Annotated in this window: 14 protein-coding genes and 2 pseudogenes; 8 read left to right on the top strand and 8 right to left on the bottom strand. The window is 60.8% G+C overall.

Annotated elements, in window-relative coordinates; translation table 11 throughout:
* Nucleotides 1-28: 28 nt before the first annotated feature.
* The 3 genes and pseudogenes from J1G18_RS04805 to J1G18_RS28325 all read right to left on the bottom strand — a co-directional run.
* Nucleotides 29-1,771, bottom strand: a complete 1,743-nt coding sequence (locus tag J1G18_RS04805) for a potassium/proton antiporter (RefSeq protein ID WP_096794715.1) — start codon at nt 1,769-1,771, stop codon at nt 29-31.
* Nucleotides 1,772-2,093: 322 nt separating this feature from the next.
* A pseudogene (locus J1G18_RS28330) lies at nt 2,094-2,693 on the bottom strand (methyl-accepting chemotaxis protein); the annotation flags it as partial.
* Nucleotides 2,694-2,996: 303 nt separating this feature from the next.
* A pseudogene (locus J1G18_RS28325) lies at nt 2,997-3,653 on the bottom strand (MCP four helix bundle domain-containing protein); the annotation flags it as partial.
* A gap of 344 nt (nt 3,654-3,997) precedes the next feature.
* Between J1G18_RS28325 and J1G18_RS04795 the strand changes: the two are divergent.
* From J1G18_RS04795 to J1G18_RS04785, 3 genes are all read left to right on the top strand, one after another.
* Nucleotides 3,998-4,228: a hypothetical protein gene (locus tag J1G18_RS04795; RefSeq protein ID WP_003220969.1), complete on the top strand. Its 231-nt coding sequence runs from the start codon at nt 3,998-4,000 to the stop codon at nt 4,226-4,228.
* The gene (locus J1G18_RS04790; protein ID WP_027611351.1) at nt 4,225-4,527 is read left to right on the top strand and encodes a cell division protein ZapA; all 303 of its coding nucleotides are present in this window, start codon (nt 4,225-4,227) and stop codon (nt 4,525-4,527) included. The genes J1G18_RS04795 and J1G18_RS04790 overlap by 4 nt, the downstream gene beginning before the upstream one ends.
* Nucleotides 4,528-4,626: 99 nt before the next feature.
* Entirely contained in the window at nt 4,627-6,564 is a 1,938-nt protein-coding gene (locus J1G18_RS04785; RefSeq protein ID WP_210556754.1) for a methyl-accepting chemotaxis protein, read from the top strand.
* A 200-nt stretch (nt 6,565-6,764) separates the two neighbouring features.
* Here the strand turns inward: J1G18_RS04785 and J1G18_RS04780 are convergent, their stop codons facing one another.
* Nucleotides 6,765-8,567, bottom strand: coding sequence for an acyl-CoA dehydrogenase (locus J1G18_RS04780; RefSeq protein ID WP_223007164.1), 1,803 nt, complete (start codon nt 8,565-8,567; stop codon nt 6,765-6,767).
* A gap of 259 nt (nt 8,568-8,826) precedes the next feature.
* Nucleotides 8,827-12,780: a trifunctional transcriptional regulator/proline dehydrogenase/L-glutamate gamma-semialdehyde dehydrogenase gene (gene putA, locus J1G18_RS04775; RefSeq protein ID WP_223007163.1), complete on the bottom strand. Its 3,954-nt coding sequence runs from the start codon at nt 12,778-12,780 to the stop codon at nt 8,827-8,829.
* Nucleotides 12,781-13,237: 457 nt separating this feature from the next.
* Between putA and putP the strand changes: the two genes are divergently transcribed.
* From putP to J1G18_RS04755, 4 genes are all read left to right on the top strand, one after another.
* Nucleotides 13,238-14,722 (top strand): sodium/proline symporter PutP, encoded by a 1,485-nt coding sequence (putP, locus tag J1G18_RS04770; RefSeq protein ID WP_103368701.1) that lies wholly within the window; start codon nt 13,238-13,240, stop codon nt 14,720-14,722.
* A 353-nt stretch (nt 14,723-15,075) separates the two neighbouring features.
* Nucleotides 15,076-17,091: a type VI secretion system tip protein VgrG gene (locus J1G18_RS04765; protein WP_098966875.1), complete on the top strand. Its 2,016-nt coding sequence runs from the start codon at nt 15,076-15,078 to the stop codon at nt 17,089-17,091.
* Entirely contained in the window at nt 17,081-17,785 is a 705-nt protein-coding gene (locus J1G18_RS04760) for a DUF4123 domain-containing protein (protein WP_223007195.1), read from the top strand. Before J1G18_RS04765 ends, J1G18_RS04760 begins: the two co-directional genes overlap by 11 nt.
* Before the next feature lie 326 nt (nt 17,786-18,111).
* The gene (locus tag J1G18_RS04755; RefSeq protein WP_223007162.1) at nt 18,112-18,432 is read left to right on the top strand and encodes a hypothetical protein; all 321 of its coding nucleotides are present in this window, start codon (nt 18,112-18,114) and stop codon (nt 18,430-18,432) included.
* Between the two features lie 98 nt (nt 18,433-18,530).
* On the opposite strand, the gene J1G18_RS04750 is transcribed toward J1G18_RS04755, so the two are convergent.
* A complete protein-coding gene (locus J1G18_RS04750; RefSeq protein ID WP_003220987.1) occupies nt 18,531-18,944 on the bottom strand; it encodes a hypothetical protein in 414 nt (137 codons plus the stop codon).
* A 330-nt stretch (nt 18,945-19,274) separates the two neighbouring features.
* On the opposite strand from J1G18_RS04750, the gene J1G18_RS04745 reads away from it, so the two are divergent.
* Nucleotides 19,275-20,114, top strand: a complete 840-nt coding sequence (locus tag J1G18_RS04745; protein WP_003220988.1) for a 23S rRNA (adenine(2030)-N(6))-methyltransferase RlmJ — start codon at nt 19,275-19,277, stop codon at nt 20,112-20,114.
* A 124-nt stretch (nt 20,115-20,238) separates the two neighbouring features.
* Here J1G18_RS04745 and msrA read toward each other — a convergent pair whose 3' ends face one another.
* A complete protein-coding gene (msrA, locus tag J1G18_RS04740) occupies nt 20,239-20,904 on the bottom strand; it encodes a peptide-methionine (S)-S-oxide reductase MsrA (protein WP_007967332.1) in 666 nt (221 codons plus the stop codon).
* Between the two features lie 205 nt (nt 20,905-21,109).
* Nucleotides 21,110-23,806 carry a putative bifunctional diguanylate cyclase/phosphodiesterase gene (locus J1G18_RS04735; protein ID WP_097087058.1) on the bottom strand — a complete coding sequence of 899 codons (2,697 nt, stop codon included), beginning with the start codon at nt 23,804-23,806 and terminating at the stop codon, nt 21,110-21,112.
* Nucleotides 23,807-23,943 lie beyond the last annotated feature (137 nt).

Genomic DNA, 23,943 nt, shown 5'->3' with positions numbered 1-23,943 from the left:
CGGTCAAGCAAGTGAGAGTGGACGCAGTTTAGAGGAAGAGACCGGGGCCCGGGCGACTTCCTTCGGGGAATCTGACGCCCACTTTGCCGATCTTGTTCCCGTCCATGACCGCGACCGTCCAGTGAGTGTTGTTCCACTCCACCTGGTCGCCAACGATCGGTGCACCCCCGACCTTATGGGCAATGAACGCACCCAGGGTCATGTCCGGATCGATGCCTTCGGCCGGTAGGCCATACAGCGCGGCAACCGCTTTAAGCTGGGCGTCTCCTTCGAGCACGAAGTCGCCGAAGAAGCGCAGATCGAGGCCGCGTTGCGGCGCCTGGCTGAACAGTTTTCCGAGCGCTGGCAAGTTGTGTTCATGGCCGATAACACACAGCAAATCATCGACTTCCAGCACCGTACTACCCGACGGATGGAGCAGTTGCTGGCCACGAAACAGGGCGGCGATACGTGTGCCTTCGGGCATTTTCAGCTCGCGCAGGGGCGAACCGATGCACCATTTCTCGGCGCCGAGCTTGTAAACGAACAGCTCCCACTCGCTGGTGATGTGCACTTCCAGTGCCGAACGGGAAATCGGCGCCGGCTCCGGCGGGACCGTCACCTTCAACAGTTTGGCCACCCACGGCAGGCTCGTGCCCTGCACCAGCAGCGACACCAGCACAATGAAGAACGCGAGGTTGAAGTACAGCTGCGCATTCGGCAACCCGGCCATCAGCGGGAACACCGCGAGAATGATCGGTACCGCGCCGCGCAACCCGACCCAGGAAATAAACGCTTTCTCGCGGCCGTGGAACGCCTTGAACGGCAGCAGGCCGACCAGTACCGACAGCGGCCGGGCGAACAGAATCATCCATAGCGCCAGACCCAGCGCCGGCAAGGCGATCGGCAGCAAGTCATGCGGAGTGACCAGCAGCCCCAGCACCAGGAACATGCCGATCTGCGCCAGCCACGCCATGCCGTCGAGCATGTGCAGAATGCCGTGACGGCTGCGCACCGGGCGGTTGCCGATCACCAGACCGCACAGGTACACCGCGAGGAAGCCGCTGCCGTGCAGGGCGTTGGTCAGGGCGAACACCACCAGGCCGCCGGCGATCACCAGAATCGGGTACAGGCCGGTAGCGAGGTTGATCCGGTTGACCAGTTGCAGCATCAGCCAGCCACCGCCCAGACCGATCACGCCACCGATACCGAATTCGCGGATCAGGTGGGTCAACAGGCTCCAGTGCAGGCCGGTCTGGCCGCTGGCGAGCATGTCGATCAGGGTCACGGTGAGAAACACCGCCATCGGGTCGTTGCTGCCGGATTCGATTTCCAGGCTGGCGGTCACCCGTTCGTTGAGGCCCTTGCCGCCGAGCAGCGAGAACACTGCGGCGGCGTCCGTGGAGCCGACGATGGCGCCGATCAGCAGGCCCTGGATCAGGTTCAGGTCGAACAGCCATGCCGCGGCCATACCGGTCAGCCCGGTGGTGATCAACACCCCGACCGTCGCCAGCGACAGCGCCGGCCACAGGGCCACGCGGAAACTCGAGACCCGCGTGCGCAAGCCGCCGTCGAGGAGGATCACCGCCAGTGCGAGGTTGCCGACCAGATAGGCCGTCGGGTAGTTATCGAAAATGATCCCGCCGCCATCGACCCCGGCGGCCATGCCGACCGCAAGAATAATGACCAGAATCGGGATGCCGAGACGGGAGGAAAGTGAGCTGACAAGAATGCTCGCACCTACCAGCAACGCGCCGATCAAGAACAGGCTGTTGATGGTCGTCGCATTCAAAGGCAGTACTCCAGAAGCGTAAAGACGGGCACAAACTGACCATGCAGTCTGCGTGCCAGCGATTCTAACCTGTTGAAATGTGATGCTGTCAAAAAGCTTTTTACGCTATGGGATTTGAGGTATGGGTTCGGCTGGGGATCGCTACCCTCACCCTAGCCCTCTCCCGGAGGGAGAGGGGACCGACCGCGGGGTTTGTTCAAGTTACACCGACCTGCAATATCGAGCCGAACTCAAAATCTGCAAAGCTCCCAATGTGCTCCCTTTCCCCCTCTCCCTCTGGGAGAGGGCTGGGGTGAGGGGCTTTTGACCTTGATCTGAAAATTTATAGGCTGAACCGCCCAACCATGTTGTTCAGATCCAGCGCCAGGCGCGACAGCTCGTTGCTCGCCGCACTGGTCTGATTCGCGCCGGTAGCCGATTGCACCGACAGGTCGCGGATGTTCACCAGGTTGCGATCCACTTCGCGGGCCACTTGTGCCTGTTCTTCAGCGGCGCTGGCGATCACCAGATTGCGCTCGTTGATCTCGACGATCGCGGTATTGATGGTGTCCAGCGACATCCCGGCACCCCGCGCGATGTTCAGCGTCGATTCGGCGCGCTCGGTGCTGTTGCGCATCGAATCCACGGCGTGTTCGGTGCCGCTCTGGATGCTGCCGATCATGCGTTCGATTTCGCTGGTCGACTGCTGGGTGCGATGGGCCAAGGCACGAACCTCGTCCGCCACCACAGCAAAACCGCGACCGGCTTCACCGGCACGGGCCGCTTCAATCGCCGCGTTCAGGGCCAACAGGTTGGTCTGATCCGCCAGGCCACGAATCACGTCCAGCACCTTGCCGATGTCACGGGATTCATTCGCCAGATCGCCGATCAGGGTCGCGGTGCTCTGTACGTCGGCGCTCATGCGTTCGATGGCGCTGACGGTTTCCTGTACCAGGTCACGGCCGTCGCCGGCCGAAGTGGTGGCGTTCTTCGAGGCTTCCGAAGTGCTCACCGCATTGCGCGCGACTTCTTCCACGGCGCTGGTCATCTCGTTGACCGCGGTGGCGGCCTGTTCGATTTCGTTGTTCTGCTGGGTCAGGCCGCGGGCGCTTTCGTCGGTGACGCTGTTCAGTTCTTCAGCGGCGGAAGCCAGTTGGGTGGCCGAGCCGGAAATGCGCTGCAAGGTGTCGCGCAACCTCGATTGCATCTTGGCCATGGCAGCCAGCAGACGCCCGGCTTCGTCGGTGCCGTCGACGTGGATCGGTTGGGTCAAGTTACCTTCGGCGATGGTTTCCGCCGCGTCCAGCGCTTTGGAAATCGGCTTGGTGATGCTGATGGTCAGCAGCCAGGCGAACAGGAAGGTCAGGCCGGTCGCCACGACCAGCAGGGTGACCACCAGATTGAACGCCGAGGAATACTGGTCGACCGCCTCTTGATTGGTCTGGCTGATCTGCTCGCCGTTGATCTGCATCAGGCGGTTGAGCACGGTGTTCATCGCTTCGGAGTTGTTCAGCAACTCGGTGTTGAGCAGGTTGCGCAACTCGTCCACCTGATTGTTGCGCGACAGGCTCTTCATCCGGTCTTCGATCTGACGGTACTGGCCGAGCAACTGCACATATTGATCGTAGGCCGCGCGTTCCTGCGGGCCGCTGATCAACGGCTCATAGGCCGATTGGGCAGCGCGGATCTGCTGGTTGCGGGTGTCCAGCAGTTCCATGGTCTTCTGCTGTACGTCCGGCTCGCGATTGACCAGCAAGCGGTAGGACAGCACCCGCAGGCGCAAGGTCAGTTGGGTGAACTCGTCGAGGTTCTTGATGCTCGGCACGCTGCTGTTGGTGATGTCCTCGGCAGCGCCGCGGATTTTGCTCATCTGGTTCAGGGCGAACACGCCTAGAATCAGCATCAGGCCGCCGATCAGGGCGAAGCCGGTGAACGCCCGGGGGGCGATATTCATATTGCGAAGGGACATGGTGCGGATACCAAAAAGGGCCGCATCCATGCGGGCTGAGACTGCTGTATGGATGACTTATCGGTCATACGACTAAAGTCTTGAGGCACTGTGCGTATTTGTCGCATATGGGCCTGAGCGACGAAGTGCAGGAACCAGATCGGCAGATCACAGTCTTTTAAACTCGCGAGAACGGTCGGCCGCCAGGAAAATCAAGGCCTTGCGCCGGTATAACCCTGGCATCCGCAGTGACTTTTCTTTATCGTACGCGCCCTTTGAAAAACGCCTGGAAGATCAAAATGTTGGAAGCATCCCTCAGCCAATTGGAACAGCTCGTCAGCGACCTGGTGCAACAGAACCAGACCCTCACGCAAACCAACCAGACCCTGTCCACGGAACTGGCCCAGGCCAAGGATGAAAACGAAAGCCTGCAACTGAGCCTGATGGAACAGGAAGAGAAGCACGGCGCCACCGCAGCGCGCATCCAGGCTCTGGTTGATCGCGTCAACGCAGGCCCTGTCAGCGCATGAACCACGGCACCGCAGGGGTAAAAGTCATCTCCATTCTCGGGGAGGACTATTCGATCAAGGCACCGGCCGGGGAAGAACAGACCCTGCTGGACGCCGCACTGATGCTCAAGGCCGCCCTGGCCGACACCAAACGCAAATACCCGACGCTGATCGGTGACCGCTTGCTGGTGCTGGCAGCGATGAACCTGTGCTCGCAGCAGATCGAAATGAAGAAGCAGCATCAGGCAGAACTCGACCGTTACCAAGAGCAAGTCAGCGCCACGGTCGACACCATCGCCAAGACCATCAATCAGGGCTGATGGGGTTGCGCACAACCAAAGAATAAATTGTCGATCAGGTTGTATACAATCGGCACGGCTGTTGCATTGTTTCGGCCACTTATTCTTTGGGGGTGCTCCATGCAGTTGTGGCGACGCAGTATTCAATGGCAGCTGATTCTCAGCATGGGCACCGCCCTGCTGGTCAGCATCCTGATCGTGGTTGGCATTTATACCCTGGTGGTCAACCGCCTCGCCCAGAGCTATCTGGTCGAACAAGCGCTGCCGTCGAGCATCGAAGCGACGCGCAACGACATCGAACGCATCCTCGTCCAGCCGCTGACCGCCGCCAAAGACATCGCCAGCAACAGCATGGTGCGCGATTGGCTGGCCTCGGGTGAAGACAGCAGCAAAACGGCGGCCTTCGCGCAGTATCTGGAAGGCATCCGCGCCGAACATAAAGCTTTCACCGCGTTGATCATCGGCACCGACTCCAATCACTACATCACCGAAAAGGGCCTGGATCGCACCCTCAGTCGGACCAAACCGGCCGATGCCTGGTTTTATTCCTTCCTCGACAGCCATCAGCCGCGCACCCTGAACATCGACAACGATGGCGCCACCGGAGAATTGGCACTGTTCATCGACTTGAAGGTCGAGCAGGCCGGCAAAGTTGTCGGCGTCGCGGGACTCGGCCTAAGCATGAAAGAGCTGTCGGAGTTGATCCACAACTTCAGCTTTGGCGAGCGCGGCAAGGTCTATCTCGTGCGTTCCGACGGTTTGATCCAGGTTCATCCCGAAGCGCAGTTCAGTGGCAAGCGCACCCTCACGGAGCAGATCGGTGCGTCGGCGGCGCAAGCGGTCATGGGTCAAAAAGTTGCCACCAACAGTTCCTTCCAGCGCGATGGCGAAGACTTCCTCGCCTTCAGCCTGCCGCTGCGCGATCTGGGCTGGACGCTGGTGGCCGAAGTGCCGCAATCGCAGATCTACGCCGAAGCCCGCAAGGCGATGTGGATGAGCGGCGGCATCGGTCTGGCGGTGGCACTGGTGTGCCTGGCGCTGGTGGTGTGGCTGGCCCAAGGGCTGGTGCGACCGATTCGTCAGGTAACAGCCGCGCTGGTAGCGATCGGTAGCGGCGGTGGAGATTTGACCCATCGGTTAGATTCCAGCCGCGCCGATGAGCTGGGCGATCTCGCGCGCGGCTTCAACCGCTTTCTCGACAGCCAGCGCGGGCTGATCGGCGAAGTGCTGACCACCAGCGAGCGTCTGCGCACAGCAGTCGGCCAAGTGGCGAAAGTGGTGGAAAACACCGCCGAACGCTCCGGGCGCCAGCAGGAAATGACCGACATGGTCGCCACGGCGGTGCATGAGATGGGCCTGACCGTGCAGGAAATCGCGCAGAACGCCGGCAACGCCGCGCTGGCTTCACAAACTGCTCGCGATGAAGCGCTGCAGGCGCGGGAAGTGGTCGGTGGCTCGATCCGTCATATCGAAAGCATGTCCGATGAGATTGGTGTGGCGGCGGGCGCGGTGGGTGAGCTGGCGCATCAGGTGGCGTCGATCGATTCGGTACTGGCGGTGATTCGCGGCGTGTCCGAGCAGACCAACTTGCTGGCGCTCAACGCGGCGATTGAAGCGGCGCGCGCCGGAGATATGGGGCGCGGGTTTGCCGTGGTGGCGGATGAAGTGCGCACCTTGGCGCGCAGGACTCAGGCGTCTACCGACGAAATCCAGCAAATGATCGGCAGCCTCAAACAAGGCGCAGAGAATGCCGTGTCATCGATGCGCACCGGGCAGGCGGCGACCGGCACCGGGGTTGAGTCGAGCCAGCGTACTGGCGCGTCGTTGACCGCGATTACTGGGCAGGTCGAGCGCATCAGCGACATGAACCATCAGGTTGCGACGGCGACCGAAGAGCAATCGGCGGTGACTGAAGAGATCAACCGCAACGTGCAGGGAATTTCCGATCTGGCCCGGGCCACGGCCGGAGAGGTGAGGGCGTGTCGCGAGGATTGTCAGATGTTGCAGCGGTTGGCGGATGATCTGGCAAGGCAGATGGGTGGGTTCAAGTTGAGCTGAGTGCTGAGTCTGAAAGCCCCTCACCCTAGCCCTCTCCCGGAGGGAGAGGGGACTGACCGAGCCGTCTCTCGCTATACATCGACCTGAAAACGCCAGTCGATTATGGATTCGGTAGACCTCTTTCAGGTCGATGGAGTATTCAAGCATACCCTGTTCGGCCCCCTCTCCCTCCGGGAGAGGGCTGGGGTGAGGGTTGGCTCTCAGAACCACCCATCCTGCATCGCCAGGCACGCATCATCCCGCGCCTCCAGCAACGCCAGCTCATGGTGACAGCCCGGCACTTCCCACGTCAGGAAATACCGCGCCGCCTGTAGCTTGCCCTTATAGAAGTCAGCATCCGCCGCATTGCCTTTGGCCAAGCCTTCCTCAGCCCGAATCGCCTGCTCCAGCCAGCGCCAGCCAATCACCGTGTGCCCGAACACCTTCAGGTACAGCGCCGAATTCGCCAGGCTGCTGTTGACCTTGCCCTGCGCCAGATCGGTCAGCAGGCCGATGGTGACTGTTTGCAGGCGAGCCACCAATTGCTCCAGTGGCTCACGCAGTGCGGTCAACGATTCGTACGCGGTCGCGCGCTCGGCAGTGTTGGCGATCAGGCGGATCAGTTGCTTGAGCCCAGCGCCGCCGTTCTGCGCCAGTTTGCGCCCGAGCAAGTCCAGCGACTGAATGCCGTGGGTGCCTTCGTGGATCGGGTTCAGGCGGTTGTCGCGGTAGTACTGTTCCACCGGGTATTCGCGGGTGTAACCGTGACCGCCGAGAATCTGGATCGCCAGTTCGTTGGCCTTCAGGCAGAACTCCGACGGCCAGGATTTGACGATCGGCGTCAGCAAGTCCAGCAGCTCGTGGGCCTGTTTGCGCTCTGCTTCGGTTTCCAGCGTGGTGGTGTCATCGAACAGCCGCGCCGCGTACAGACCGAGGTCAAAGGCCCCTTCGACGTAGGATTTTTGCGTCAGCAGCATGCGTCTTACATCGGCGTGCTGAATGATCGCCACTGGCGCGGTGCTCGGATCCTTGCTGTCCGGGACTCGGCCTTGCGGGCGTTCGCGGGCGTATTCCAGCGAGTACAGGTAACCGGCGTAGCCGAGCATCACCGCGCCCATGCCGACGCCAATCCGCGCCTCGTTCATCATCTGGAACATGTAGCTCAAACCATGGTGCGGCTTGCCCACCAGATAGCCGACGCATTCGCCGTTATCGCCGAAGTTCAGCGCGGTGGAAGTGGTGCCGCGCCAGCCCATCTTGTGGAACAGCCCGGCCAGCAGCACATCGTTGCGCTCGCCGAGGCTGCCGTCATCGTTGACCAGAAATTTCGGCACGATGAACAGCGAAATACCCTTCACCCCCGGCGGCGCGTCCGGCAGCTTGGCCAGGACCATGTGCACGATGTTTTCCGACAGCGGGTGATCGCCGCCGGAAATGAAGATCTTGTTGCCCTTGAGCCGATAAGTGCCGTCAGACGCCGGCTCGGCGCGGGTACGAATATCCGACAGCGACGAGCCGGCGTGCGGTTCGGTCAGGGCCATGGTGCCGAAGAAGCGCCCGTCGATCATCGGTTGCAGGAAGCGCTGTTTCTGCTCGTCGGTGCCGAAGCTTTCGATCAGATTGGCCGCGCCCATGGTCAGGAACGGGTAGGAAGTGGTCGCCGCGTTCGCCGCTTGAAAGTGCGCAAAGCAGGCTTGCGACAGCAGCGTCGGCAGTTGCATGCCGCCGGCTTCGAAGCTGCGCGCGGCATTGAGGAAGCCCGCCTCGAGGAACGCGTCCACCGCCGGTTTGACTTCGGGAATCAGCATCGCCTGACCGTTCTCATAACGCGGCTCGTTCTCGTCGCCCTTGCGGTTGTGCGGTGCGAAGTATTTCTCGGCGATGCTGCGCGCGGTGCCGATGGCCGCGTCGAAGGTCTCGCGGTTGTGTTCGGCGAAGCGCTCACGCCGGGTCAGGCCCTCGGCATCGAGGACTTCGTACAGCTCGAAAGCCAGATTACGGGAACTGAGCAGCGTCTCGGACATGGCGGCCTACCTGAACATTGGGATTGGGCCGAGTCTAGGCTTGCTGATAAAGGCTGAATACGATGATTGATAACGGTGATGTCAGGGCCGAGCACCGACTTAACAAACACCCCGAAACAACTGTGGGAGCGGGCTTGCTCGCGAATGCGGTGGATCAGTCACTGGAGATGTCGACTGACACAACGCCTTCGCGAGCAAGCCCGCTCCCACATGGGATTTGATTGTCAGGCAACCATCGCGGTTGCCTGACTTCTCGGGTTTAACCGATGGTCATCAGGCTGGCATTACCCCCCGCCGCCGCGGTGTTAACGCTCAATGCCCGCTCAATCACCAGACGCTCCAGCGCGATGTTGGTCTCGCCCTGGGACAATCCCTGAACGCCAACGATCGCACCGGCACGCTTGGCAATCTGCTGGCAGACACCACGCAACTGGTCGGAATGGCCGTGATGCAGCACGGCATCAAACACCACTTCATCCTTGTGCCAGTCGGCAACCCGTTTGATCCGCGCCTGAACGTCCTTCGGCAGGCGTGTGAACAATGCCTTGCTGATGTCGGATTCCGGCCATACCGCCGAACCGCCGACCGCCAAGACCGCCGCCAGTTGAGTCAGCAGATCGCCTTCGACGTCGGCCAGGCACAGCACGTGTTCACGCGGCAGGATCGCGTAGCTGTTCTTCTCGCCGGTCGGGCCGGCCAGCACGCGGGTGATGCCGCTTTGCGATTGCGCGGCGTACTGCACGCACAGGGTGCTCAGTTCGGCGTACTGGTTGCTCTCGGCCCAGGCCTTGAAGGCGTTCAGCGGTTTGCTCATGGCATCACGCAGACGCACGTCCGGGGCGACGGCTGCATCACCGCGAGCGAAGGATTGTTCGATCGCGTCAGTAGGACGGGTCGACAGCAGGCGGTACAGGTACAGCGGACCACCGGCTTTCGGGCCAGTCCCCGACAGGCCTTCGCCGCCGAATGGCTGCACGCCGACCACGGCACCGACGATGTTGCGGTTGACGTAGACGTTACCGGCGTTGACGTTGTCGATCACCTTGGCGATGGTCTCGTCGATGCGGGTGTGTACGCCGAGGGTCAGGCCATAACCGGAGGCATTGATCTGGCCGATCAACTGGTCGATGTCCTTGCGCTTGTAGCGCACCACGTGCAGCACCGGGCCGAAGATCTCGCGTTGCAGTTCATCGAAGCTTTCCAATTCGATCAGGGTCGGCATGACGAAGGTGCCGCGTTTGACTTCTTCGCTGTCGGCGATAGCCACCTGGTACACGCTGCGACCTTTATCGCGCATGCCCTGGATGTGCTTGTCGATGCCGGCCTTGGCTTCGGCGTCGATCACCGGGCCAATGTCCACGGACAGACGCTCAGGGTTGCCGAGGCGGCTTTCAGCCATCGCGCCTTTGAGCATTTCGATGACACGGTCGGCGGAGTCTTCCTGCAGGCACAGCACGCGCAGGGCCGAGCAACGCTGACCGGCACTGTCGAAGGCCGAGGACACCACGTCGATCACCACTTGTTCGGTCAGCGCCGAGGAGTCAACGATCATCGCGTTCTGCCCGCCGGTTTCGGCGATCAGCGGAATCGGACGGCCCTGGCTGTCGAGACGACCTGCGATGTTGCGTTGCAGCAGGCGCGCCACTTCGGTGGAACCGGTGAACATCACGCCTTTGACGCGCTCATCACCGACCAGACCGGCGCCGACGGTTTCACCGCGACCCGGCAGCAGTTGCAGCACGCCTTCGGGAATCCCGGCTTCCAGCAGCAAGCGCACGGCTTGCGCGGCAACCAACGGAGTCTGCTCAGCCGGTTTGGCCAGTACCGGGTTACCGGCGGCCAGTGCGGCAGCGACCTGGCCACTGAAGATGGCCAGCGGGAAGTTCCACGGGCTGATGCACACCACCGGGCCCAGTGGGCGGTGGGCGTCATTGCTGAAATCGTTGCGCGCCTGCACCGCGTAGTAACGCAGGAAGTCGACCGCTTCGCGCACTTCGGCAATGGCGTTGGCGAAGGTCTTGCCGGCTTCACGGGCCAGCAGGCCCATCAGTGGCTGGATCTCGCCTTCCATCAGGTCGGCGGCACGCTCCAGAATCGCCGCGCGCTCGGCTGGCGGAGTAGCCTGCCAGATTGGCGCAGCATTCAGGGCGCACTGGATCGCGTTGTCGACGTCTTCGACGGTGGCTTCCTGCACGTGACCGACCACATCGCGGTGATCCGCCGGGTTCAGCACTGGCGCCGGGGCTTCGTTGCTGGAAGCGCAACCGAGCATCGGTGCGGCTTTCCAGTTGTTGTGCGCAGTGGCGAGCAGGGCGCAGGACAGCGAGGCCAGACGATGTTCGTTGGCCATGTCGATGCCGGCGGAGTTGGCGCGCTCGGAGCCATACAGGTCACGCGGCAGCGGAATGCGTGGGTGCGGCAGGCCGAAACCACCTTCCACGGTCGCCATCTGCTCGATCTGGGCCACCGGATCGGCCACCAGTTCCTGAATCGAAATCGACTGGTCGGCAATGCGGTTGACGAACGAAGTGTTGGCGCCGTTTTCCAGCAGACGACGCACGAGGTACGCCAGCAGGGTTTCGTGGGTACCGACCGGTGCGTACACGCGGCACGGACGGTTCAGCTTGCCTTCGGACACTTTGCCGACAACCTGCTCGTAAAGCGGTTCGCCCATGCCGTGCAGGCACTGGAATTCGTACTGGCCCGGGTAATAGTTCTGACCGGCAATGTGGTAAATGGCCGACAGGGTGTGGGCGTTGTGCGTGGCGAACTGCGGGTAGATGACTTCCGGCACCGACAGCAGTTTGCGGGCGCAGGCGATGTAGGACACGTCGGTGTACACCTTGCGGGTGTAGACCGGATAGCCTTCCAGGCCTTCGACCTGGGCGCGCTTGATTTCGCTGTCCCAGTACGCGCCTTTCACCAGGCGGATCATCAGGCGATGACGGCTGCGACGGGCCAGATCGATCACGTAGTCGATCACGTATGGGCAACGCTTCTGGTAAGCCTGAATCACGAAGCCGATGCCGTTCCAGCCGGTCAGTTGCGGTTCGAAGCACAGGCGCTCGAGCAGATCCAGCGACAGCTCCAGGCGGTCGGCTTCTTCGGCGTCGATGTTCAGGCCGATGTCGTATTGCTTGGCCAGCAGGGTCAGCGACAGCAGGCGCGGGTACAGCTCGTCCATCACCCGCTCGTACTGCGCACGGCTGTAACGCGGGTGCAGCGCCGAGAGCTTGATGGAAATGCCCGGGCCTTCATAAATCCCACGGCCGTGGGAGGCTTTGCCGATCGAGTGAATGGCTTGTTCGTACGACGCCAGGTACTTCTGCGCGTCGTGTTCGGTGAGTGCCGCTTCACCGAGCATGTCGTAGGAATAGCGGAAGCCCTTGGCTTCGAACTTGCTCGCGTTGGCCAGCGCTTCGGCGATGGTTTCGCCGGTGACGAACTGCTCGCCCATCAGACGCATGGCCATGTCGACGCCCTTGCGGATCATCGGCTCGCCGCTCTTGCCGATGATCCGGCTCAGCGACGAAGTCAGCCCGGCTTCGTTGTGGGTCGACACCAGTTTGCCTGTCAGCAGCAGACCCCAGGTGGCGGCGTTGACGAACAGCGACGGGCTGTTGCCCAGGTGCGGCTGCCAGTTGCCGGTGCTGATCTTGTCGCGGATCAGCGCATCGCGAGTGCCTTTGTCCGGGATACGCAGCAGTGCTTCGGCCAGGCACATCAGGGCCACGCCTTCCTGGGACGACAGGGAAAATTCCTGCAGCAGGCCCTGAACAATGCCTGCACGACCGCCGGCACTTTTCTGGTTACGCAGTTTTTCCGCGATGGTCGCAGCGAGTTTGTTGGTGGCTTCGGCCATCGGTGCCGGCAGGCGCGCCTGCTCGATCAGCATCGGCACCACTTCCGGCTCAGGGCGACGGTAAGCAGCGGTGATCGATGCGCGCAGTACCGATTGCGGCAGGATGCTTTCAGCGAATTCGAGGAAGCACTGGTGGGCGTGATCGGTCTGCACTTCGCCAGCGTCATCGCTGTCCTTGGCGGTCAAACCGTTCAGCTCGGTCAGGGTTGCACCACCCTCGAGTTTTTCCAGGTAATTGAAAATTGCCTGCTTGATCAGCCAGTGCGGTGTGCGATCAATCGAGGTCGCGGCAGCCTTCAGGCGCTCGCGGGTCGGGTCATCGAGTTTGACCCCAAGGGTGGTGGTAGCCATATTTTTATCCTCATGGTTGCCACAGTTGCGTGGCATCAGCTGGCGGCAAGATTAGCCGTGCGCCGGAAGAGGTGCAACCGGGTGCAACCCTTTTTTTGTCGGAAAAATAAACGCTTCGTCAGGAATTATTTTCTGGTACTGAAGTGCCGCTCCTGCTTGGTGCTTTTACTTCTAGCGGAGCGCCGTGACTGCGCTAAAAAGGAGCAAAAACGGCATATTTATCGGTATATCCGACTAGGTGCAACTTAATCGCCAGAAACTGGTTGCACCTTTTTTACTTTGTTGCATAGCATTCGCGCCCAAGGTGCAACCGGGAATACCCGGTGCATCGGCTGGTGGCTTTCCTGGGGAAACATCAGTCCTAAATGCGCGGGATCCCGTTTCGTCTGCCAAACGTCGTCGTTTGTGGACGATCAATCACCGCTGCAACATAAAAACAAAGCCAGGGCGTAACTTAATGAGCGTAAGCAATCCAACACTGATCACGTTCGTGATCTACATCGCAGCAATGGTGCTGATCGGCTTCATGGCCTATCGCTCCACCAACAACCTTTCCGACTACATTCTTGGTGGCCGCAGCCTCGGCAGCGTCGTTACGGCTCTGTCTGCCGGTGCTTCCGACATGAGCGGCTGGTTGTTGATGGGCCTGCCGGGTGCCATCTACATGTCCGGTCTGTCCGAAAGCTGGATCGCCATCGGCCTGATCGTCGGCGCCTACCTGAACTGGCTGTTCGTCGCCGGCCGTCTGCGCGTGCAGACCGAGCACAACGGCGATGCCCTGACCCTGCCGGACTACTTCTCCAGCCGTTTCGAAGACAAAAGCGGCCTGCTGCGCATCATCTCGGCGGTGGTGATTCTGGTGTTCTTCACCATTTACTGCGCTTCCGGCATCGTGGCCGGCGCCCGTCTGTTCGAAAGCACCTTCGGCATGTCCTACGAGACGGCGCTGTGGGCCGGTGCTGCGGCGACGATTGCCTACACCTTCGTCGGCGGTTTCCTCGCGGTGAGCTGGACTGACACCGTACAAGCCACGCTGATGATCTTCGCCCTGCTGCTGACGCCGATCATCGTGCTGCTGGCCACCGGCGGCGTCGATACCACGTTCCTCGCCATCGAAGCCCAGGACCCGAGCAACTTCGACATGCTCAAGGGCACCACCTTCATCGGCATCATCTCGCTGATGGGCTGGGGTCTGGGTTACTTCGGTCAGCCGCACATCCTCGCGCGTTTCATGGCCGCTGACTCGGTGAAGTCGATTGCCAACGCCCGTCGCATCTCCATGACCTGGATGATCCTGTGCCTGGGCGGCACCGTCGCCGTGGGTTTCTTCGGTATCGCCTACTTCTCGGCGCACCCGGAAGTGGCCGGTCCAGTCACCGAGAACCACGAGCGGGTGTTCATCGAGCTGGCAAAAATTCTTTTCAACCCGTGGGTTGCCGGTGTCCTGCTGTCGGCGATTCTCGCCGCTGTGATGAGCACCCTGAGCTGCCAGCTGCTGGTTTGCTCGAGCGCTCTGACCGAGGACTTCTACAAAACCTTCCTGCGCAAATCCGCTTCCCAGGTGGAACTGGTGTGGGTCGGTCGCGCGATGGTGTTGCTGGTGGCGCTGATCGCTATCGCCATGGCCGCCAACCCGGAAAACCGCGTACTGGGCCTGGTGTCCTACGCCTGGGCCGGTTTCGGTGCCGCGTTCGGTCCGGTGGTGCTGATCTCGGTGATCTGGAAGGACATGACCCGCAACGGCGCACTGGCCGGCATCCTGGTCGGCGCGATCACGGTAGTGGTCTGGAAGCATTTCGAACTGCTGGGTCTGTACGAAATCATCCCGGGCTTCATCTTCGCCAGTCTGGCCATCTACATCGTCAGCAAAATGGGTGAGCCAACCAAAGGCATGGTGCAGCGCTTTGAAGCGGCGGAAAAAGATTTCCACCTGAACAAGTGATGCATTGAGCTTCGGCTCACCAGAAAACGGCCCGCTTCCTACAGGAGGCGGGCCGTTTTTTTATGCCTGCAATATCCCTGAGTCAGCATAGATCCCCTGTGGGAGCGGGCTTGCTCGCGAAAGGGTCGTGCCAGTCGACATTGATTTCATTTGACCCACCGCATTCGCGAGCAAGCCCGCTCCCACAGGAGATCGGTGGTGAGTTTGAGAGGGTTGTCTGTAGTCGCATGCGCCGATTTTCGAAGGCTTTTTCGACAGGAAAAGTAGGGCAAATCTGATTTTCCCGTCACCCACCCAACACCTCTTGCCCCTCATGCAGAATCGCCCGCCCTCAATCTGCAGAGAGACATCGGATGTTCGCGCCTGCCAATCAACCGCGTTTCACGTTGACCCTCGAAGGCGCCCAAGTTGATCTCAAAGTCCTTGAGTTCACGGGCAAGGAAGCCATCAGCCAACCCTTTCGTTTCGAGCTGGAACTGGTCAGTGAGCGCCCCGATCTGGATCTCGAAAGCCTGCTGCACTGTCAGGCGTTTCTTGGCTTCGATGCAGATGGCAGCGGCATTCATGGTCAGATTTATCAGGTCGGGCAGGGCGATTCCGGGAAACGTCTGACGCGCTATCACCTGAGCCTGGTGTCGCGTCTGACCTACCTCGGTCACCGCATCAACCAGCGGATTTTTCAGCATCAGACGGTTCCGCAGATCGTCGCGCAGATCCTCAAGGATCACGCAATCCTGCGCGATGCCTTCGAGTTCCGCCTCGGCAGCGATTACCCGGTGCGGGAATATTGCGTGCAATACGCCGAGAGCGATCTGGCGTTCATCCAGCGCCTGTGTGCCGAGGTCGGCATTCATTACCACTTTCAGCACAGTCCCGAAGGCCATCTGTTGGTGTTCGGCGACGATCAAACGGTGTTTCCGCGCCTGGCCGAGCCGACGCTGTATCTGCCGGGCAGCGGCATGGCGTCGACAGCGCCGGCCATCAAGCGCTTCAACGTCCGGGTGGAGACTCGCACCAGCGTGGTCACCCGGCGCGACTACAACTTCGAAAAGCCGCGACTGCAACTGCACAGCCGCAGCGACAGTGAGCAGCGCCCTGTGCTCGAGGACTATCACTTTCCCGGCCAATTCAACGATCGAGAAACCGGCAGGCAACTGGCGCAACGTACGCTGGAGAGGCATGTCGCCGACTACCGTCAGGCTGAGGGCATCAGCGACGTATCCGCACTGGTTTGCGGACATTTCCTGCAACTGAGCGAGCATCCGCGCCAGGACTGGAATGACCTGTGGCTGCTCACCGCCATCGAGCATCATGGCCGACAGCCGCAAGTGCTGGAGGAATCGGTGACCAGCGATGGGGAAACATTCCAGGGTTACCGTAATACCTTTCTTGCCACGCCGTGGGAGGTGTTCTTTCGTCCGGCGTTGGGGCCGGAAAAACCGCGCATGCCCGGTTATCAACCGGCCGTGGTCACCGGGCCGCAAGACACGGAAATCCATTGCGACGAGTACGGCCGGGTCAAGGTGCAACTGGCCTGGGATCGTGACGGCGAGCTCAACGAGCATTCCAGTTGCTGGCTGCGCGTTGCCACGGGTTGGGCGCATGATCATTACGGCAGCGTGCTGATCCCGCGGGTCGGCATGGAAGTGCTGGTCGGTTTCATCGATGCCGATGCCGACAAACCGTTGGTGATGGGTTGCCTGCCAAACGCCGCAACTCCGCTGCCGCTGGACCTGCCCGCCGACCAGACCCGCAGCATCTTCCGCAGCCAGAGCAGCCCCGGTGGTGGCGGTTACAACGAGCTGCGCATCGAGGACAAAAAGGGCGCCGAAGAAATCTACCTGCGCGCCCAGCGCAACTGGACGCAGCATGTCCTGCACGACCAGCAGGTGCAGGTCGACAACCAGCGCAGCATTGTCGTCACTGGCCTTGCCAGCCATGAACTCAAGGCTGACGAGCAGCGCATCACCCACGGCCAGCGCCAGACCGAAGTGAAACAGGACGATCACCTCACGGTTATTGGTGATCGGCATATTCGGGTGAGTAGTCAGGCAACCAGTGCGAGCGCACAAATTCACGTCAGTGCCGGGCAACAAGTGGTGATCGACGGTGGCGCGAGCGCGACGATTCAGGCCGGCGGGCAATGGATCAACATCGGCCCCGGCGGGATTTTCAGTAGCGTGCCGATTGTCGTGGGTGGGGCGCCAATGGCGGCGATGAGCGCGGCGCCGAGTGTGCCGGGGTTGCCGGTAAAACTCGCAGCAGCACCAGCGGCCATGCTCACTGCTGCGCAAATCATGAGCTTTAAAGGTGATGCACCATTCTGCGAAGAATGCGAGCGTTGCAAGGACGGTGTCTGTGCAGCCTGAGTGCCTGACGCCTTCAGCGTGGCTGGCGCGTGAGCCGCTGAAACCTTCGGAGCAACTGTTCGCGATTTTCAGTAACGCTAGCGACGCCAGGCCTCCACTGGTTGCACCGAGCCCGATCTGGGCAGAGACGATCTACGCCGAGTGGGACGCGGTGATGCCCTTCGTGGGAATTGTCGCGGAGGACAGTGAGTTTCTCGACTGGGTGGCGAGTACCGAGTCTCGCGACTGGGGGTGGTTGGCGGTGTCTTCCGCGAGCCTTGAGGTGGTAGTTGAGCATTTTCGCAGTTTGACTCAAGTGCTGATGCCGGACGGCACAGCGGTGTTTTTCCGGTTTTGGGATGGGCGGTTTCTGTTGCCGATCCTGCAGTCCGATGAAGTGCAATCGGCGCAGTTGATACCGGTGATCTCGCGCGGCTTGATCAATGGACAGGCCGTGGATATCGGGGGCAGGGCGCAGGTTTCAGGGCGGGTGTTTCCCTGGTGGAAAGTGCCTGAGTCAGTGCTGGCTTCAGCAGGGAATTCAGTCCGGATCGGGAATGCGCTGCAGTGGCTGAGCGAGGAGCATCCGGCGCTGTACGAGGCGTTTCCGCAGGCTGTGTTGCGCTGCAAGGTTCAGCAGTTTTTTCAGGTTTCGGCGTCGGAAGAATCGTCGCCATCGGTGCTGTTAGCGTATTTGCAGGACGAAGCAGAATGAAATTTCCGGGCGAAGGCTTCGGAAATTTCCCGCGAGTTGCGGCGGATTTCATGAACTGGTGGGCGGTGGGTTGCGGGGATAGTCTTTTCGTTGTCACCGCGAGAGTGGTGACAGGGTGTAGGAACCCGTTACCTATGGTGCATCAGCGCTGTTGATTTAATTGCGACATGTAACTTGTGCCAGCAATATCTTTAGCGGCGGCTGTGTGCGGGGCACGCTTTGGCGTGGCCGAATTCCATGGGTCGGTTCCTACTCCCGTGCACAGCTGCCACCCGATCCCGTAGGAAGGAGCGAGGCAGTTCATTTTCACATCCATGGTAGAAAATATGACGATGCTTAAACCCGACCCACCCTACGAAAAAATCATCCCCCATCCCGATAACCGCTTCATGGCCCTGACCGGCAACTGCAGCGACATGCCCACCCTGTTCATCGACACCCAAGTCCCCCTCGATATCCTCATGGACGCCGCCAACCACCGCATCCGCGCCGTGATTCAAGTGCTGGAAAACATGTGCATGCGCGGCTCGGTCGAGTGCGACTCAATCATCCTCAGCGACTTCGTCATGCTCTGCGCCATTCCACTGCGTGACGGCTGCGATGTGCTGGATGTCATCGGCAAACGTTTGAGCGCGTTGCCGGCCTGAAAAAAGAGCAAAAGATCGCAGCCTTCGGCAGCTCCTACAGGGGGGAGCGCCAATCCTGTGTAGGAGCTGCGTGACGGCTGCGATCTTTGGACTTTGGCTCAATCAGCGATATACGCATCCTGAGTTTTGATAAAGCGGTCGAACGCCTCGGAGTTGTAGACCTTCATGCACCCAAAAAACACTACTTTTTCATTCGAGTATTTACTGTTTGAAGGTTTCTGCTCGTAAGCCGCCAACACGTAGTTTCGGGTTTCTTTGTAGGGATCGTGCAGCACCTGGAGCGTGTCTTCATTTTGCAAAATGGTATGCATGCCTTTGCCCATGAACGAATAGGCATTGGCGGACAGTGCGATGTCTTTTTCCAGCGCGGAGCGTTCGTTGAATGGCTTCAGAATGCAGTGGCTCAGTCCGTAGTTTTTTAGTGACTGGCGTGCCTGTTCAATGTGAGTTTCGTCGGCAAGGGCGAGGTATGGGCTAAGCAGGCTGAATAAGCAGATGATCAGATATTGCATGAGTTTTTGACTTCCTGTCGTTCATGGTTCGCCAGTTTAACGCCATAAAAGCAAAGCCCCTCACCCTAGCCCTCTCCCAGAGGGAGAGGGGACTGACCGAGTTGTCTGGGTGATGTACGCCGACCTGCGCCTTCGGTGGTGAACGTCAGTTGGCCAAGCCTGAGATCACGCTGATCATTCAGGTCGATGTAACTCGCAAGATCACCACCGTCAGTCCCCTCTGCCTCCGGGAGAGGGTTAGGGTGAGGGCCGGCTTTTGTCCGCTCGGCCGCCAACCCCTGACTTGCCGCCCGGTAAAAGGTAAACTTTGCGCCCTTCGCAGGAGCAGCCATGAATTATCGTCACGCCTTCCATGCCGGCAATCACGCCGATGTGTTCAAACACCTGACCTTGACCCGCCTCATCGCGCTGATGTCGCGCAAGGAGCAGCCGTTTGCCTATCTCGACACGCACGCCGGTATCGGTTTGTATGACTTGCAGGGTGATCAGGCCAACCGTACCGGCGAGTACCTGGAAGGCATTGCGCGTTTGTGGGATCAGCCGGATCTGCCGGCGCTGACCGCCGACTACATGAAGGTGCTGCACGAGATGAACCCGGATGGCCAGTTGCGCTACTACCCGGGTTCGCCGGAGTTGGCGCGGCGTCTGACCCGGCCGCAGGATCGGGTGATGCTCAACGAGAAACACCCGGAAGACGGCGTGCAGCTCAAAGAGAACATGGCCGGTGACCGTCGGGTGAAAGTGCATCTGGGCGAGGGCTGGCATGTGGCGCGGGCGATGCTGCCGGTGCAGGAGAAGCGTGCGGTGATGTTGATCGATCCGCCGTTCGAGCAGCTCGACGAGATGCAAAAGTGTGCGGCGTCGCTGAAAGAAGCGATTGGCCGGATGCGCCAAACCGTGGCGGCGATCTGGTACCCGGTAAAGGACCAGCGTGCGCTGCGACGTTTCTATCAGGATCTGGCTGGTACCGGTGCGCCGAAGTTGCTGCGCGTGGAACTGCTGGTGCATCCGCTGGATACGCCGAACAGCCTCAACGGCTCGGGGATGGCGATTGCCAATCCGCCGTGGGGGCTGGAGGAAGAATTGCGTGAGCTGCTGCCGTGGTTGTCGAAGAAGCTTGGGCAGACTCAGGGTGGGTGGCAGATGGATTGGTTGATTGCTGAAAGCTGATCAACTGTTTTAGCGGTGTCTGAACGGACGCCTTCGCGGGCAAGCCCGCTCCCACAAAGTACTGCGCCATTTTGAAGTCGGCGCTAAACCTGTGGGAGCGGGCTTGCCCGCGATGCTTTGGGGTTTAGTTACCCGCCAGGCTCGGTGGCATGCACACGCCGGTGCCGCCAATCCCGCAATAGCCCTCAGGGTTCTTCGCCAGATATTGCTGGTGATACGCCTCGGCGAAGTACACGGTCGGCGCCTGCTCGATCTCGGTGCTGATGTCGCCCAGACCCGCCTTCGACAGTTCAGCCTGATACACCGCTTTGCTCTTCAGCGCAGCGTCCAGTTGCTCTGGCGAGGTGGCGTAGATCACCGAACGGTACTGGGTGCCGATGTCGTTGCCCTGTCGCATGCCCTGCGTCGGGTTGTGCAGCTCCCAGAACATCGCCAGCAGCTCTTCGTAGCTGACCTTGGCTTTGTCATACACCACCAGCACTACTTCGGCGTGGCCGGTCAGGCCCGAGCAGACTTCTTCGTAGGTCGGGTTCGGCGTGTAGCCGCCGGCGTAGCCGACCACGGTGCTGACCACGCCTTCGCGCTGCCAGAAGCGGCGCTCCGCCCCCCAGAAGCAACCCAGACCGAAGATCGCAAAGTCGACGTCCTGGAAAAACGGGCCGAGCAGCGGAGTTTCTTCGAAGACGAAATGCTTTTCAGGCAGGGTCATCGCGGTTTCGCGGCCGGGCAGAGCTTGATCTTTGGTCGGTAGCACGTTTTTGTTCACCAGAATTTCCGAGCGCAGAACCATGATCGTTCCTCTCAGTCAGGATGGGATGTAAAAAGTCAGACCGTCAGTGTGCCGAATGATGCCGGATTTCGCACTATTCAAATGTGGGAGCGGGCTTGCTCGCGAATGCGGTGTGTCAGTCGACATCAACATTGCCTGACAAACCGCATTCGCGAGCAAGCCCGCTCCCACAAGGGGAGTTCATCGACAGGGACATCGGTGGGGGCTAGAGGCAGAGCGGGCCGCGCGGGTAGCGCTTGAGCGCCTGGATCAGCTCGGCGCCGGGGATCGGCCGGTCGAACAGGTAGCCCTGGCCGACGTCGCAGCGGTGGCGACGCAGGAACGCCAGTTGTTCGGCGGTCTCAATGCCTTCGGCCACGACTTTGAGTTTCAGGTTGTGCGCCATGGCGATTACCGCGGAGGTGATTTCCATGTCGTCCTGATTGTCGGGAATTTCGTGGATGAAGCTGCGATCGATCTTGATGATGTCGATCGGGAATTTCTTCAGGTAGCTGAGCGACGAGTAACCGGTGCCGAAGTCGTCCATGGCCAGGGTCAGGCCCAGACGCTTGAGCTGATCGAGCTGCAAGTGAGTGTCTTCGGTGGCTTCCAGCAGCAGGCCTTCGGTCAGCTCCAGTTCGAGCAGATTGGCCGGCAGGGCTTCTTCCTTGAGGATATTGGCGATTGAGGCAACCAGATCCGGGTCGGAGAACTGCTTCGGCGAAAGGTTGATCGCCACTTGCAGGTTACCCAGGCCGGCGGCGGTCAGCGCCTTGCTCATGCGGCAGGCCTGACGCGCAATCCACTTGCCGATCGGGATGATCAGGCCGGTCTCTTCGGCAACGCTGATGAACTGGTCCGGGCGGATCATGCCGCGTTCCGGGTGATTCCAGCGCAGCAGCGCTTCCATGCCCAGCAGGCGACCGCTGCGCAGGCACAGCTTGGGCTGGTAGAACACGTCCAGCTCGTTCTGGGTCAGGGCGCGGCGCAGGTTGTTCTCGACGAACAGCTTGTAGCTGGCCTCGGCGTTCAGCGCTTCGGTGAAGACCTGCACCTGGTGTTTGCCGTTGGCCTTGGCCTTGTGCAGGGCGAGGCCGGCGTTGCGCATCAGGGTCTGCGGATCGCGCCCGTGCAGCGGCGCGCAGGCCAGGCCCACCGAGCCGGTGACGCTGATCAACTGGTTGTCGACGAACATCGGCTTGTCGAGGGTCGCCAGCAACTGGTTGGCGATCTGCTGGCCGGTGGCGAGGTCGGTGTCGTCGAGCAGCACGGCGAATTCGTTACTGGCGAAGCGGGCGAGGCTGCCGCTGGGGCTCAGGCTGTTGCGCAGGCGCCGGGCGAGGCTGATCAGCAGTTTGTCGCCGGTCTGGTGGCCGAGGCTGTCGTTGATCCGTTTGAAGTTGTCGATATCCACCAGCAGCAGACTGATCGGCGTGTCGCTGTCGCGGGCGAAGCGTTCGTCCAGATTGCGGATAAACGCCGGGCGGTTGCCAAGGTTCGTCAGGTTGTCGGTGTAGGCCAGACGTTCGATGCGCTGCTGCGCCAGTTTGGTCTGGGTGATGTCTTCGTAGATGCCGATGTAGTGCGTCAGCTCACGGTTGTCGCCATACACCTTGGAGATCGACAACTGGCCCCAGTACGGTTCGAGGTTTTTGCGCCGGCTCTTGAATTCGCCCTGCCAGCTGTTGCTCTTGGCCAGCGCCGAGGGTGCGTCGAACAGCAGCTCGCTGAGGTTTTCCAGCGCCGGCAGCTCCGACAGGCGCTGGCCGTGGACTTCCTCGGTGGAGTACTGGGTAATCGCGGTGAAGCTCGGGTTGACGTACTCGACCACGCCGTCGCAATTGACCAGCAGAAAGGCGTTGGCACTTTGCTCGACCGCACGCTGGAACAGGTGCAGGGCGCTGGTGGCGGTGCGGCGGTTGTGGTTGTTGATGACCTGGGCGAACTGGTCGGCCAGCTCACCGGCAAAGGCGATTTCGTCGGACTGCCAGGCGCGGGTGACGCCGGTCTGCTCCAGGCAGAGCACGCCGACCACCTGGCCGTCGACCCGGATGCTGGCGTCGAGCATCGCGTTAACGTCGCGCGGACGCAGGGCTTCGGCCATCTCACGGGTTCGTGGGTCGCGCATCGCATTATGCGCATCGATGGCGCGGCTGCCGTGCAGCGCTTCCATGTAGTCGGGGAAGCCGCTGATGTCGATCACCTCCGGCAGAATGTATTCCTGCGTCGCGCGGTGATACGCCGAAATCGGCACCAGCAGATTGCCTTCGAGGTTCCACAGGCTGGCGCAGTCGATTTCATAGATATCGCAGGCGCAGCGGGTGATCAGTTCGGCGGCTTCCTGCAGCGAGTTGTGGCTGCTGTAGCGCTGGCGGGCGAGCAGCAGAATCAGATCCTGCTGGGCGCGCACCCGATCAAGGTGCTGCAGTTGTTCCTGCTGGGCGCGCTGGTTGAGTTCGAGGGCGATCTGCAGGCGGGAGTTCTGGGTTTCGAGGTCAACGGAGGGCAGCGTTGGCGCTTCGTCGAACACGTCATCGACCGCCAGCAAATAACCGCGCAGCAAGTGTCGATTGTGCTGTTTATAGGCTTCGCCCAGTTCGAGGATGCTCAGCACGCCCGCAGCGGTGTGCAGGGTGTAGCGCACCAGATAATGCGGGCTGTCGCGCAGTTGCTGCTGGATCGCATCGTGCAACTGATAACGCGCTTCAGGCTCCATCAGGCTGGCATACGGTGAACCGACCAGTGCACAGAGCTCAACGGCCGGCTGGCCGAATTGACGTTCGCAATTGGGGTCGAGAAACAGCATCGCCCAACTGGCTTCATTCAAGCGCTCGAAACGCAGCATGCCGAGCCGCGAGGGCACAGGCAACTGCGTCACTACCTCGGCCGCCATACGGCTGGCGGCATCGGGTTGGCTCTTCATGAAGGAACTCGCTTGGAAATATGCTGAACGCGCCGGGCTCGCGCCCTCTTTACTGTTGCCTGCGGCAAGGTTGCATCATTGCGGCACCGACTGACAAGAGAGATGAAGGCCAAGTGCTATAAGAATGTGTCGGCCGC

This window comes from Pseudomonas sp. MIS38, from assembly GCF_019891575.1.
GTDB lineage: Bacteria > Pseudomonadota > Gammaproteobacteria > Pseudomonadales > Pseudomonadaceae > Aquipseudomonas > Aquipseudomonas putida_A.
The sequence above is the reverse complement of the archived record's forward strand: the minus strand, read 5'-3'. Positions and strand labels throughout refer to the sequence as shown.

Bases quoted from the DNA above. Each gene is read 5' to 3' on its own strand.
- J1G18_RS04765 (WP_098966875.1), top strand. From the start codon at position 15,076: ATGTTCGCGCCTGCCAATCAACCGCGTTTCACGTTGACCCTCGAAGGC.
- J1G18_RS04755 (WP_223007162.1), top strand. From the start codon at position 18,112: ATGACGATGCTTAAACCCGACCCACCCTACGAAAAAATCATCCCCCAT.
- J1G18_RS04790 (WP_027611351.1), top strand. From the start codon at position 4,225: ATGAACCACGGCACCGCAGGGGTAAAAGTCATCTCCATTCTCGGGGAG.
- J1G18_RS04785 (WP_210556754.1), top strand. From the start codon at position 4,627: ATGCAGTTGTGGCGACGCAGTATTCAATGGCAGCTGATTCTCAGCATG.
- J1G18_RS04795 (WP_003220969.1), top strand. From the start codon at position 3,998: ATGTTGGAAGCATCCCTCAGCCAATTGGAACAGCTCGTCAGCGACCTG.
- J1G18_RS04735 (WP_097087058.1), bottom strand. From the start codon at position 23,806: ATGAAGAGCCAACCCGATGCCGCCAGCCGTATGGCGGCCGAGGTAGTG.
- J1G18_RS04750 (WP_003220987.1), bottom strand. From the start codon at position 18,944: ATGCAATATCTGATCATCTGCTTATTCAGCCTGCTTAGCCCATACCTC.
- J1G18_RS04780 (WP_223007164.1), bottom strand. From the start codon at position 8,567: ATGTCCGAGACGCTGCTCAGTTCCCGTAATCTGGCTTTCGAGCTGTAC.
- putP (WP_103368701.1), top strand. From the start codon at position 13,238: ATGAGCGTAAGCAATCCAACACTGATCACGTTCGTGATCTACATCGCA.
- putA (WP_223007163.1), bottom strand. From the start codon at position 12,780: ATGGCTACCACCACCCTTGGGGTCAAACTCGATGACCCGACCCGCGAG.
- J1G18_RS04745 (WP_003220988.1), top strand. From the start codon at position 19,275: ATGAATTATCGTCACGCCTTCCATGCCGGCAATCACGCCGATGTGTTC.
- msrA (WP_007967332.1), bottom strand. From the start codon at position 20,904: ATGGTTCTGCGCTCGGAAATTCTGGTGAACAAAAACGTGCTACCGACC.